Source organism: Streptomyces sp. NPDC088707, from assembly GCF_044752725.1.
In the GTDB taxonomy this organism is placed as follows: domain Bacteria; phylum Actinomycetota; class Actinomycetes; order Streptomycetales; family Streptomycetaceae; genus Streptomyces.
The window spans coordinates 226,439-239,213 of the sequence record NZ_JBIVLV010000012.1; the positions used below are offsets into that span (position 1 = coordinate 226,439).

Here is a 12,775-nt window from a genome sequence, read left to right on the forward strand (position 1 = left end):
ACCTGACGAACAGGTCCGGGCCCTTCCTCGTACACCCGGTGCTCAAGCCCTCGTACGACCGGTGCTCGGGCCCGGGTACGGTGCCTCAGCCCTCGGCGACCGGCGCTCGGGCCCGGGTATAAGCAGCCCTCAGGCCCTCGTACAACCGGTGCTCAGGACTCCGTCGGCTCGCGGCGGACCTGCAGCAGGTCCTCCAGCTGCTCCTCGCGGGCCTGCGCGGCCACGAACAGCAGCTCGTCACCGGCCTCCAGGGTCTCCTCGGCGCTCGGCGTGAGCACCCGCGAACCGCGGATGATCGTCACGAGCGAGGTGTCCTGCGGCCAGGCCACATCCCCGACCGCGGTGCCGGCCACCGCCGACTCCGGCGGGAGCGTCAGCTCCACCAGGTTCGCGTCGCCGTGGCTGAAGCGCAGCAGCCGGACGAGGTCGCCGACGCTCACCGCCTCCTCCACCAGGGCCGACATGAGGCGCGGGGTCGAGACGGCCACGTCCACGCCCCAGGCCTCGTTGAACAGCCACTCGTTCTTCGGGTTGTTCACCCGGGCGACGACCCTCGGCACGCCGTACTCGGTCTTGGCGAGCAGCGAGACGACCAGGTTCACCTTGTCGTCGCCGGTCGCCGCGATCACCACGTTGCAGCGCTGGAGCGCCGCCTCGTCGAGCGAGGTGATCTCACAGGCGTCGGCGAGCAGCCACTCCGCCTGCGGCACCCGCTCCACCGAGATGGCGGTCGGCGCCTTGTCGATCAGCAGGACCTCGTGACCGTTCTCCAGGAGCTCGCCCGCGATGGAACGGCCCACCGCACCCGCGCCCGCAATAGCGACACGCATCAGTGACCGCCCTCCTCGGGACCCTCGGCGAAGGCCTCCTCGACCTTCGCGATCTCGTCCGTACGCATCATCACGTGCACCAGATCACCTTCCTGGAGCACCGTCTGCGAGGTGGGCAGAATCGCTTCGCCCAGCCGGGTGAGGAAGGCGACACGCACGCCGGTCTCCTCCTGGAGCCGGCTCACCTTGTGGCCGATCCAGGCCGGGGAGGTGTGCACCTCCGCGAGCTGCACGCCGCCGCTCGGGTCCCGCCACAGCGGCTCCGCGCCCGAGGGCAGCAGCCGCCGGAGCATCTGGTCGGCGGTCCACCGGACCGTCGCGACCGTCGGGATGCCGAGGCGCTGGTAGACCTCGGCGCGGCGCGGGTCGTAGATCCGCGCCGCCACGTTCTCGATGCCGAACATCTCGCGGGCGACCCGCGCCGCGATGATGTTCGAGTTGTCGCCGCTGCTCACCGCGGCGAAGGCCCCCGCGTCCTCGATGCCGGCCTCACGCAGCGTGTCCTGGTCGAAGCCCACGCCCGTGACGCGCCGACCGCCGAAACCCGACCCCAGACGACGGAAGGCCGTCGGGTCCTGATCCACGACCGCGACGGTGTGCCCCTGCTGCTCCAGGGTCTGCGCGAGAGCGGCTCCCACTCGCCCGCAGCCCATGATGACGATGTGCACGTCCCCTTACCCCGCACTCCTGATCGCCTTACTGACCTGCGAAAACACCCTGCTCACAACTTTCCTCACCCGATGCGCCCGGGTCGCGGCGGGCAACACCCTGCCGGGTCACCCGGTCCGAGCTTAAGCGGCAACGCTGGCCGGGACCGCATCCGAGGTGGTACTGAGGGAGATTCCGTGCCGATCGGGGGTGCCGGTGCGCGTGGCTGTTTTCGAACGCTTACGATCCTCTCCGTGTCCAAACTGACCGACCTTCCCAAACGGATCCTGATCGGGCGGGCCCTGCGCAGCGACAAGCTCGGAGAGACTCTGCTCTCCAAGCGGATCGCGCTCCCCGTCTTCGCCTCCGACCCGCTGTCCTCGGTGGCGTACGCACCGGGCGAGGTACTGCTCGTTCTGTCCGTGGCCGGTCTGTCGGCCTACCACTTCAGTCCGTGGATCGCCCTCGCGGTCGTCGTCCTGATGTTCACGGTCGTCGCCTCGTACCGGCAGAACGTCCACGCCTACCCGAGCGGCGGCGGCGACTACGAGGTCGCCAACACCAACCTCGGGCCGAAGGCCGGACTGACCGTCGCGAGCGCCCTGCTCGTCGACTACGTCCTGACCGTCGCCGTGTCGATCTCCTCGGGCATCGAGAACCTCGGCTCGGCGATCCCCTTCGTCGTCGAGCACAAGGTGGCCTGCGCGGTCGGCGTGATCGTGCTGCTCACCGTGATGAACCTGCGCGGCGTGAAGGAGTCGGGCTCGCTCTTCGCGATCCCGACGTACGTCTTCGTCGCCGGCGTCTTCATCATGATCGCCTGGGGCGCGTACCGGGGGATCGTCCTCGACGAGACCATGAAGGCGCCCACCGCCGACTTCGAGATCAAGCCGGAGCACCAGGGACTGGCCGGCTTCGCGCTCGTCTTCCTGCTGCTGCGCGCGTTCTCGTCCGGCTGTGCCGCGCTCACCGGCGTCGAGGCCATCTCCAACGGCGTCCCCGCCTTCCGCAAGCCGAAGTCGAAGAACGCCGCCACCACGCTCGCCCTCATGGGCGGCCTGGCCGTCACCATGTTCTGCGGCATCATCTTCCTGGCCATGGCCACCGACGTCCGGATGGCGGAGAAGCCCGCCGACGACCTCCTGGTCAACGGCGTCCCGGTCGGCGCCGGCTACGTCCAGGACCCGGTGATCTCCCAGGTCGCGGCCGCCGTCTTCGGGGACGGAACGTTCTTCTTCGTGCTCCTCGCCGCGGCCACCGCACTCGTCCTCTTCCTCGCCGCCAACACCGCGTACAACGGCTTCCCGCTCCTCGGCTCGATCCTCGCCCAGGACCGCTACCTGCCGCGCCAGCTGCACACCCGCGGCGACCGCCTCACCTTCTCCAACGGCATCGTGCTCCTCGCCGGCGCCGCCGCCCTCCTCGTCTGGGTCTACGGAGCCGACTCGACCCGGCTGATCCAGCTGTACATCGTCGGCGTCTTCGTCTCCTTCACCCTCAGCCAGATCGGCATGGTCCGGCACTGGAACCGGCACCTGACGACCGAGCGCGACCCGGCCAAGCGCCGCCACATGATCCGCTCCCGCGCGATCAACGCCTTCGGCGCCTTCTTCACCGGCCTCGTCCTCGTCGTCGTCCTCGCCACCAAGTTCACCCACGGCGCCTGGGTCGCCCTGCTCGGCATGGTGATCTTCTACGGGACGATGTCCGCGATCCGCCGGCACTACGACTCGGTCGCGGCCGAGATCGCCGCCGCCGAGGAACGCCCCGACGAGTACGTACGCCCCTCCCGGGTCCGCTCCATCGTCCTCGTCTCCAAGCTCCACAAGCCCACCCTCCGCGCCCTGGCCTACGCCAAGCTCATGCACGCGAACGAGCTGGAGGCGCTGACCGTCAACGTCGACCCGGTCGAGACGAAGGCGCTCAGGGAGGAGTGGGAGCGGCGCGGCATCAACGTCCCGCTCAAGATCCTCGACTCGCCGTACCGCGAGATCACCCGCCCGGTGATCGAGTACGTCAAGAGCATCCGCCGCGAGAGCCCCCGCGACGCCGTGTCCGTCTACATCCCGGAGTACGTCGTCGGCCACTGGTACGAGCACCTGCTCCACAACCAGTCCGCACTCCGCCTCAAGGGCAGGCTGCTCTTCACCCCCGGCGTCATGGTGACCTCGGTCCCGTACCAGCTCCAGTCCTCCGAGGTCGCGAAGAAGCGGGCCAGGAAGCGCCAGGAGTGGAACGCGCCGGGCTCGGTCCGCCGCGGCCCGGTCGAGAAGGGCCACAAGGAACCGGCGGCGAAGAACAACTAGAGCCGCCGGGCCCGCGCCCCGCCCGCCGGCAACCCCTGGCGCAGAGAACATCGCAAAAAGAACAACTAGACTGGTGGGCTGCCGTCCAAACGGCAGCCCACCATCGCGTCCCCTTGGAGCTTCCCCGCCATGCAGAACACCCCTGTTTCGTCGTTGGTCGGGGAAGAGTACGAGGTCGAGGTCGGTCCGGTCGCGCACGGCGGCCACTGCATCGCCCGCACCGAGGCGGGCCGCGTCCTCTTCGTCCGCCACGCGCTGCCCGGCGAGCGGGTCGTCGCCCGCGTCACCGAGGGCGAGGAGACCTCCCGCTTCCTGCGCGCGGACGCGGTCACGATCCTCGACCCGTCCAAGGACCGCGTCGAGGCCCCCTGCCCCTTCGCCGGCCCGGGCAAGTGCGGCGGCTGCGACTGGCAGCACGCCAAGCCGGGCGCCCAGCGCCGCCTCAAGGGCGAGGTCATCGCCGAGCAGCTCCAGCGGCTCGCCGGCCTGGCCCCCGAGGAGGCCGGCTGGGACGGCACGGTCATGCCGGCCGAGGGCGACAAGCTCCCGCAGGGCGAGGTCCCGCAGTGGCGGACCCGCGTCCAGTACGCGATCGACGCGGACGGCCACGCGGGCCTGCGCAAGCACCGCTCGCACGAGGTCGAGGCCATCGACCACTGCATGATCGCGGCGCCGGGCGTCTCGGAACTGGGCATCGAGAAGCGCACCTGGGAGAACATGGCCTCGGTCGAGGCCATCGCCGCCTCCGGCTCGCACGACCGCCAGGTCGTCCTGACCCCGAAGCCCGGCGGCCGCCTCCCGCTGGTCGAGCTGGACAAGCCGGTCTCCGTCCTCCGCGTCGACGAGAAGGACGGCGGAGTCCACCGGGTCCACGGCCGCGCCTTCGTCCGCGAGCGCGCCGACGACCGCACCTACCGCGTCGGCAACGGCGGCTTCTGGCAGGTCCACCCGAAGGCCGCGCAGACCCTGATGCTCGCCGTCATGCAGGGCCTCACCCCGCGCAAGGGCGAGACGGCCCTCGACCTCTACTGCGGCGTCGGCCTCTTCGCGGGCGCCATCGCCGACCGCGTCGGCGACCAGGGCGCGGTCCTCGGCATCGAGTCCGGCAAGCGCGCGGTGGAGGACGCCCGCCACAACCTGGCCGCCTTCCCGCGCGTCCGCATCGAACAGGGCAAGGTCGAGTCGGTCCTCCCCCGCACGGGCATCACGGAGGTCGACCTCATCGTCCTGGACCCCCCGCGCGCCGGCGCCGGCAAGCAGACGGTCCACCACCTGGCAGGCCTCGGCGCCCGCCGCATCGCCTACGTGGCCTGCGACCCGGCAGCCCTGGCCCGAGACCTGTCGTACTTCGCGGACCGCGGCTACAAGGTCCGGACGCTGCGGGCGTTCGACTTGTTCCCGATGACGCATCACGTGGAGTGCGTGGCGATCCTGGAGCCGGCGAAAAAGGACGCGTGACCTACGGTTTCTAGTTTCTGACGGAATGTCACGCGTGATTGGTGGCCAGGGGACGGATCCCCAGCTGTATGGGGGCTGCAGGGACTCGGGCTGTGCGGCCGCGCGAGCCGTGGGGGCACGGGGACGGGTTGGAGGGGGCTGCGGAGGGCTGCAGGGTCTTCCGCGGGAGGGTACGTTCCGTGTGCCAGATAGTGCTGGCCGGCGTAAGAGCTGCTCTCCCATCCGTCGGCGGGACACCCTGCTGCCACCCACCCAAGTACCGCACCCGGGCGGATGGTGTCAGCGACCGTGGGGAGTTATTTCCGGCCGGGGGTCCATTTCATGCCGAGTCGGTACGCGCGGGAGATCACGTCCTGGACTCCGGGACCGTCCGCTGGGGTGAACCATCGCACCTCGCGTCCGATGACGAGTTCGCCCTTCTCGCGTTTGATGAGGGCGATGGCGCACGCGTGCGCCTGCGGAGGGCATTCGTCCAGAACCACGCGGAAGCGGTCGCCGCGATCGGAGGTCAGAGTCACCACCGCGTTGAGGCCGCGGAAGTCGCCGGACCCTTCGTAGATGTAGACGAACAGCAGGAGTTTCTGGAACTCGGCTTGGTGGTCCAGGTTGATGACCAGGTTCTCTCCCGTTTCCCGGGCCCCGGTCCGGTCGTCTGTGTCGAGCGCGACGTAGGGGAATCGGTCCGCCGCGCCGAAGGCGTTTCCCAGGGCCTGGACCACAGTCTTGGAGCCGTCAGTGCAGCGGATCATGCAGCCGAGGTCCAGATCCACCTTCCTGGCCGCAACCGAGCGCAACGACGCCCGGACCCGGCCGAACAGACCGCGGGCCTCGCCCGCCGCCTTCTGAGCGGCGACTTGCGGCGAGGCCCAGTTGAGGTTGACCTTGATCAGTCCTGAGGTCACTCCGTGCTTGTCCAGGGAGACCGTGGGCGAGGCTTTCGTCAGGTTCACAGTGGCGGGCTTGGTCATGCGGCACCTTTCGGGGAAGGCCACGGGGCCGAGGTGGTCGACGACCATACAGGCGGGGCGTGAGGCACCGCAGGGAATCGGTCGTTGACGGCCTAACGTGAGGATGGGTCTGTGGGGTGGGCAGCCGTCAGTGTGAGGGCTGTGGGGCGAGTCCGAGCCGGAGCGCGGAGAGGCGTGGGCGGTCTTACGGAAGCGACGTTGAGTGCGCCGGCCGGGGAGCGTTCGTTCGAGCGTGGACTCGCTTATGTCGACGAAGAGTTCGGGGTCGAGTTCGGTGACTGCTGGATCAGGGCGTCGGTACGCGGCACGGAGCGGTACGAGGTGGAGCTGCTCCTGGGCGGCCGCAGAAGGCCGACGGGCACGTGCGATTGCTCGTGCGGCCAGGAGGGCAACTTTTGCAACCACCCGCCTGGCTGATCCGGCATGTCACGTGACGATCTGCTCACTCTTGCACGGGAAGAGATGGCCGAGGACCGTGCCCGCGGAGTCGTCTGGAACTGTGGGCCGCGAGTACCCGCGGCGACGTGGCCGGGGTCCGTTCCCGTATCCGCGAGTTGCTCGACAGAGGCCCTTTCGCCCAGTACGGCTACGTCGAGTACGCCGACGTTCACGCCTACGCCGACCAGGCCGCGCAGGCGGTCGAGGCGATCCGATCACTGAAGGCTCCGGCCGGGCGGCCGACTCGATGGCTCTGGCCCGGGAGGCGATCGGGAGGCTGGCCGCTGCGGTCGAAATCGGCGATGACTCACACGGCCGACTCGGGTAGATCGGCACCGGCTTGGCCGACGCTCACTACGAGGCCTGCCGTGCGGACGGCCCCGACTTGGTGGACCTCCGGCACTGGCTGGTGACTCACGCCTGGACGACGCGGGTGATCTGACGGGCATCGTCCCGCTCGACTACGAGGGCCTGCTCGGCGACCCGGGGACGGCCGCCTTGCGCCGGTACGCGATCGAGGCATGGCAGGCGAACCGTACCGGCTGGGCCGAGAAGCGGTCACACCACCTGCTCATCGCCCGCGAACTCGACACCGCCGGGCGTACCGTCGAAGCCCTGAAATGAGCCGAGCGTGGCAGCCGGGAGACCGAGGATCTCGACACCGCCCTGATCGACCACCTCGCCGACCGCTACACCAGGACCGGCCGGCCCGCCGACGCTCTCACCCTCGCCGGGACCCCGTAGCGGCACGCGGCACCCTGCTTGCCTACCAGCAGCTGCGTGCCGCGGCCATCGCCGCAGCGTGCTGGCCGACCGAGCGCGAGAACGCACTGGCCCATCTCCGCGCCGATGCCGAACGGGCGGACGCGCGCGGTGGGCGGGTCCGGGGCGACATCGTCCTGGACGACGAGGACATCGACACCGCCTGGCGGACAGTCGGCGAGTACGGCGCCAGCGACGACCAGTGGCTCGCCCCTCGCCGACCGGCTCCGCCAGACCCGCCCGGATGTCCTGACGGTCTACCTCGGCCGGCCACCCGCCTCACCCGCGAGACCGGCAACCGCGCCCGTGAACAGCCCGTCAGCCTGCTCCTGGCCGTCCGCGACTGTCACCGCCGCCTCGGCACACCGGACGACTTCACCGCGTACATCACAGACTTGCGCGCCGTCCACAGGTGCATGCGGGACCTGATGCGACTGCTGGATGACCATGGGCGGTGATCCAATGCGTTGACGTTGTCAACGCGTTCTGTTCTTGTTTGCGATTGAACTCCCGTGTACGCTGCCTGCGGGGCTGGGGGGCTACCCGCGTTGTGAGACGCGGACATACACCCATGGGGAGTCGTGCGCTCGCAGGGCCGCACGAAGAAGCAAGGGGATGGGCTGTGGCGACGGAGATGATCGCGGGGCGGTTCCGGTCCTGGGTGCTGGGGACTCGGGCACGATGGGAGAGGTCCACAAGGCCGAGGATGTGGACGTTGCTCCGGGCGACGTCGACCGCCGGCCGACTGGGTCGCCGACGAGCCGCAGCTGCCGATATATGGGACCCGAGCGGTTCCAGGGCGGAGCCGCGCCCCGGCGGCGGACCTCTACGCCCTCGGCTGCGACCTGTACGAGACGCTCCTCGCCGGTGCCGCCGTTCGTCGGCACCGGCGAGAACCACACCTCCACTCACACCCCGCCTCCAGGCCACGGCCCCCGTCCCGAAGGGACCGTAAAGTGACGAGTTCGCCGCCGGTCGGCGGGGAGGGGCAGCTGGTGTCCGGGGGGCGCGCCGAGGCGGTCGCGCGGGAGCGGGAGCGGCTGAGGGCGCTCAGGGAGCGCAGGGAGGCGCAGAGCGCGGCTTCCGGGATCGACGGGTTCACCGTACGCAGATGGCGGAAGGCGGGGGTGCTCGGAGCCCAGGCGGTGCCGCTGGTCCACACCCTGCTCCGGCAACTCGCCGACCTCGCGCGCCAGGCGGCACACGACTTCGCGCACGACGCACTGACCGACGCGCTGCGCGACGAACCGGACGACCGGCTGCTGCCCGCTGTCCGGGCCGTACTCGAACGGGCCCACCCGGCCGTGGTGGCCGCGACGCTCACGGAGGTTCACGCGGGCGGCTTCCTCTGGCTGTCCGAGGCCGGGGAGCAACGGCTCACCGCGCTGACGGCGGGCGAGGACACGCTCACTGTCCCTGAGGGCGAGGACCCCTTCGGGGCCTTCGCTTTCCTCACGGAGTCCGCGAAGGAGGGTGCGGCCGCCTTCTCGCCCCGAGTGCTGCTGCGTGTGCTCCCCTGGATACCGCTGAGCGTCCTGGACGACCTGATCGACACCGGAGCGGTCGGTCCCGAGCACCAGCCCTGGCAGTACCGGGCCGAGGAGAGGGAGCACGCGTACCTCAAGGCCCGGCTGGTCCCCGACCAGGTGACCGCCGAGCAGGCGTCCGCGTTGGAGTGGACGGCCCGGGAACGGCGGAACGCCTTTCTCGCCGGCGGCGAGCCGCTGCCCTCTGCCGACGACGTCTACGACCTCTTGGAGCGGGTCGCCGACGGCGATGCCTCCGTCGTGAAGGAGCTGGAAAGGGCGCTGCCCCGTGACCTCGTGCTTCGGCTCCGTCGGCTCCTGGACGGCGTCGCGGTCGGCAACTGGGATCGGGACATATGGGAGGACCGGGGGTTGTGGCGGCTCATTTTCGCTCTGTGGGAGCCCAAAGCGGCCGTCAACCCGTCGCGCTCGCCGCTGCACGCTCTCATGGCCCTGCGTCAGGCCTATGACCTGCTGTGCATGAACGATCTCGCGCGTGCGTCCTCCCAGATCGAGAAGCTGGTGTCGTACGAGGCGGCCGACCCGGCCTGCCGGGCGGAGGCCCTCAACTTCCACGCGTACACGCTGCTCCTCCAGGAGGAACTCGACGCGGCGGGCGTGGTCCTGGAAGGCATCCGCGACGTGCACGAGCGGGCCCAGGCCAACCTTCGTATGATCCGGCGGCGTCGGGCGGTTCCGCGCAATGACAGACCGGCGGCCTCGAACCCCTACCTCGACCTCGGGCTGCCGCACGTCGCCCCGAGCTGGACGACCCGGTACCGGGACCTCCGCCGGGAGCACGTGCGCGATGTGGACATGAGTGCGCGGCTCAACAGCGCGATGAAGCGCATCAGGGACGCCGAGCGTGACGAGGACTGGTCCGGCTTCTTCGTGCTACCGCTCGACCCGGAGGTGTTCGAACTTCCGGACGAGGTGCCGGTCACGCTGGTCCCGACCCTGGCACCCCTGACCAGGCGAACAACATCTCACTCCCCCGACGGCCTGGAGCTCGTGCGACAGCGGGCGGTGGCGGATCTGCTGCCCCACCTGCTCAACGCGCCCCGGCGCCCCGACCGCAACGCAAGGACGCACACACCGTGAAAAAGGTGCCCCGCAGCCAGCGGAAGACCTCGGCGATCTCCAAGAGGGTTCCCCCCAAGGGAAACAACGGTCTCAAGCACCGTAAAGAGAAGCGGCGAGTGGAGGCGGACGCCCCTGCCGCCTCTCACCAGAATTCCCATCGATCTCCTGCGGACTCCCCGCGGACCTATCGCCCCGAGGAACTGCTCAGCCCCCACATGTTACTCGCCCGTTTCACCGAGCGGGCGACCGAACTCCTGGCCCCTGTCCCGGAGGAGGCGCGGCCCACGCAGACCGCTGTGGCGGCTGCCCTGCGCCAGGCCGTTCTGGAGGCGTTTCGCTCTCGGGAGGAGTACGTGGCCCGGATGGTCGAGGTGGATCTGCTCGCCGGTGCACCCAAGCAGAATGCCACCTCGCTTCGGAAGGGCATCCGTACCGCCCTGCTGGACCAGGCAGTGCGGTGCGTGGACACGCCTGACGGCGAACACGAGCTCTTCGTGGTGGTGGAAGGCGAGGGTGAGGCGTTCGAGGTGCTGCGTCCGGCCTACGTGGATCAGGCCACCGGCAAACTGGTGCTCGCCGGCCAGCTGCGTCGCCTGCCCGGCCCGGGCGGAGCGGACCACTCCGCCAGGGGTGTCGACCTCGCGAACGGGGAGGGCGTGTGACCGCGACCGGGATCGATTTCGGCACCACCAACTCGGTGGTGGCGCAGTGGCTGGGCGACGAGGTAGAGGTGCTATCGCTGGACGCCCACCACATCGACGCCGACTGGCATCACCCCGGCTTCGAGTATCTCTTCCCGTCGGTGGTGGGCATGAGCTCACTGCGCCGGGGAGCGTTGTTCGGCTGGGAGGCCAAGCTCCGCTCCGAAGAGGCGGCCGAGGCCTGCAAGCGCCTGCTCAAGAGCGACGAGTACGTCACGATCCACGGCCGCAGGTTCGCGGCCACGACGGTGGCGGCCGGTGTCTTCCAGGCCATGCGCAAGGGCGCGGAGCACAACCTCACCGCCATCGACCAGGCCGTGATCACCGTGCCCGCCAACGCCACGGGTGCCGCCCGCTACCGCACGCGCGCCGCCGCGCGGTTCGCGGGCATCGAGGTCCTGGCACTGCTCAACGAGCCGACAGCGGCGGCGATCTCGTACGTGCACGAGCTGCGGGAGGCCCGTACCATCCTGGTCTTCGACTGGGGCGGCGGCACGATCGACGTCACCGTGCTCGACTACCAGGACGGATTCTTCGAGGAACTCGCGTCACGCGGTGTGACCGAGCTGGGAGGCATGGAGATCGATCGCCGTCTGCGTGACCTCGGCCTCGAACGGGCTCCGGCCCGATCGGCCTGGACGCCCGCGCAGAAGCGGCAGTTCGGGCTGGACGTGGAGCGCAGCAAGATCCGTCTGTCCTCCGAGGAGTCCGTCCTCATCAGGACTCCGGACGGTGACACCGTCGAGGTGTGGCAGGAGGAGTTGGAGGACGCCATCACCGACCTCGTGGACCGTGCTCTCGCACCGGTCCAGCAATGCCTCACCGACCTCCACATGGCTCCTCTGGACGTGGACGCGGTGTTGATGATCGGTGGCACGAGCCAGATCCCGAGTGTCCGGGCCGCGGTCGCCGAAGTCATGCAGCAGCAGCCCGTCGAGGTCGACCTGTGCGATCCCATGACGGCGGTCGCCCGCGGCGCCTCTATCTCGGCGGCCGTCCTGTCGGGGGAGACCGACGGGGTGATCCAGGTTGCGACGAGCCACGCTCTGGGCACGGTCGTCACGGACGGCACCGGACAGCGGGGTTTCAGTCAGATCATTCCGCGCAACTCGCCCCTGCCGTGGAAGGAGCGCAAGAGCTATACGCCGCGCCGGGACAACGCGCGCAGCCTCGCTGTGGAGATCTGGGAAGGCGATCCCGACCGCCCCCTCGACCACGCCGACAACGTGCAGCTGACGGAACTCCGACTCACCTACCAGAATCCCCGGGCCCGCGAGGATTCCCGCTTCCTGCTGGAGTACACGTACGACACCAACGGGCTCCTGCACGTCAAGGCGATCCTTGAACGTACCGGCGAGGAAGTACTGAACGAGGAGATCAAGAGCTTCAGCTCCGGGGGTCCGACGCCGGCGGTACGGAAGGAACTCGACGTTCTCCTCGCGGGCAACACCGTCACCGGGTTCCCGCCGACGCAGGCGCGGAAGCGATCCACGGGCTCGGCTTCCAGGGTGCTCGTGGTCGACGGCTCCAACCTGGCATGGATCGGCAGGTCGCCTCGACAGGCCGGTGTGTACGGCAGGGACGACCGGCCGTCCTACGCCCAACTGCTGTCCGCGCGCGATGCTCTGATAGCGCGATATCCCGACGCCGTGCTCCACGTGGTAGTCGACGCCACCTTCCGGCACAAGGTCGCGGAGGGGGAACGCGCCGCGGTGGACTCGGCGCTCAGCACAGGGAGCCTCATCCAGCCCCCGGCCGGAACCGAGGGCAAGGGCGACGCGCTTGTCACAGCGATCGCGCAGGACACGGACGGAATCGTCGTCACCAACGACAACTACGCCGAACTGCAGGGCAGATACCCCTGGTTGCGGGACAAGGAGCGGGTGCTCGGAGCCACCCTGTCACAAGGCATGTGGGTCTTCACGCCGCGCACCTGCGTACCGCCTCGCCATCGGATTGTACGGGCGGAGTCGTTCCGGCAGTCGCGGGCCCTGATTCCTCCGGGTCCGCATCGACTGCCCGAGTTCAGGTACCACCGCCCACACGAGGAGTAGT

The 12,775-nt window shown here is 69.6% G+C and carries 8 protein-coding genes and 1 pseudogene; 6 read left to right on the forward strand and 3 right to left on the reverse strand.

Annotated elements, in window-relative coordinates; translation table 11 throughout:
* Positions 1–152: 152 nt before the first annotated feature.
* Positions 153–830: a TrkA family potassium uptake protein gene (locus tag ACIP84_RS31715; protein WP_030321521.1), complete on the reverse strand. Its 678-nt coding sequence runs from the start codon at positions 828–830 to the stop codon at positions 153–155.
* On the reverse strand, positions 830–1,498 hold the full coding sequence (locus tag ACIP84_RS31720) for a TrkA family potassium uptake protein (protein ID WP_030321520.1): 669 nt from the start codon (positions 1,496–1,498) through the stop codon (positions 830–832). Before ACIP84_RS31720 ends, ACIP84_RS31715 begins: the two co-directional genes overlap by 1 nt.
* A 234-nt stretch (positions 1,499–1,732) precedes the next feature.
* Between ACIP84_RS31720 and ACIP84_RS31725 the strand changes: the two genes are divergently transcribed.
* Together ACIP84_RS31725 and ACIP84_RS31730 are read left to right on the forward strand one after the other, a co-directional pair.
* On the forward strand, positions 1,733–3,784 hold the full coding sequence (locus ACIP84_RS31725) for an APC family permease (RefSeq protein ID WP_355965018.1): 2,052 nt from the start codon (positions 1,733–1,735) through the stop codon (positions 3,782–3,784).
* A 129-nt stretch (positions 3,785–3,913) separates the two neighbouring features.
* A complete protein-coding gene (locus ACIP84_RS31730; protein WP_401802530.1) occupies positions 3,914–5,242 on the forward strand; it encodes a class I SAM-dependent RNA methyltransferase in 1,329 nt (442 codons plus the stop codon).
* A 296-nt stretch (positions 5,243–5,538) separates the two neighbouring features.
* Here the strand turns inward: ACIP84_RS31730 and ACIP84_RS31735 are convergent, their stop codons facing one another.
* Positions 5,539–6,210 carry a hypothetical protein gene (locus ACIP84_RS31735; protein ID WP_401802533.1) on the reverse strand — a complete coding sequence of 224 codons (672 nt, stop codon included), beginning with the start codon at positions 6,208–6,210 and terminating at the stop codon, positions 5,539–5,541.
* A gap of 174 nt (positions 6,211–6,384) precedes the next feature.
* Between ACIP84_RS31735 and ACIP84_RS31740 the strand changes: the two are divergent.
* The 4 genes and pseudogenes from ACIP84_RS31740 to ACIP84_RS31755 all read left to right on the forward strand — a co-directional run bounded on the left by ACIP84_RS31740 (position 6,385) and on the right by ACIP84_RS31755 (position 12,774).
* Positions 6,385–7,868 (forward strand): annotated as a pseudogene (locus ACIP84_RS31740) (hypothetical protein).
* A 498-nt stretch (positions 7,869–8,366) separates the two neighbouring features.
* The gene (locus tag ACIP84_RS31745; protein ID WP_401802536.1) at positions 8,367–10,037 is read left to right on the forward strand and encodes a hypothetical protein; all 1,671 of its coding nucleotides are present in this window, start codon (positions 8,367–8,369) and stop codon (positions 10,035–10,037) included.
* Positions 10,034–10,681 carry a hypothetical protein gene (locus tag ACIP84_RS31750; RefSeq protein WP_401802538.1) on the forward strand — a complete coding sequence of 216 codons (648 nt, stop codon included), beginning with the start codon at positions 10,034–10,036 and terminating at the stop codon, positions 10,679–10,681. The genes ACIP84_RS31745 and ACIP84_RS31750 overlap by 4 nt, the downstream gene beginning before the upstream one ends.
* Positions 10,678–12,774 (forward strand): Hsp70 family protein, encoded by a 2,097-nt coding sequence (locus ACIP84_RS31755; protein ID WP_401802540.1) that lies wholly within the window; start codon positions 10,678–10,680, stop codon positions 12,772–12,774. Before ACIP84_RS31750 ends, ACIP84_RS31755 begins: the two co-directional genes overlap by 4 nt.
* Position 12,775: the final 1 nt, after the last annotated feature.

Bases quoted from the DNA above. Each gene is read 5' to 3' on its own strand.
- ACIP84_RS31735 (WP_401802533.1), bottom strand. From the start codon at position 6,210: ATGACCAAGCCCGCCACTGTGAACCTGACGAAAGCCTCGCCCACGGTC.
- ACIP84_RS31715 (WP_030321521.1), bottom strand. From the start codon at position 830: ATGCGTGTCGCTATTGCGGGCGCGGGTGCGGTGGGCCGTTCCATCGCG.
- ACIP84_RS31730 (WP_401802530.1), top strand. From the start codon at position 3,914: ATGCAGAACACCCCTGTTTCGTCGTTGGTCGGGGAAGAGTACGAGGTC.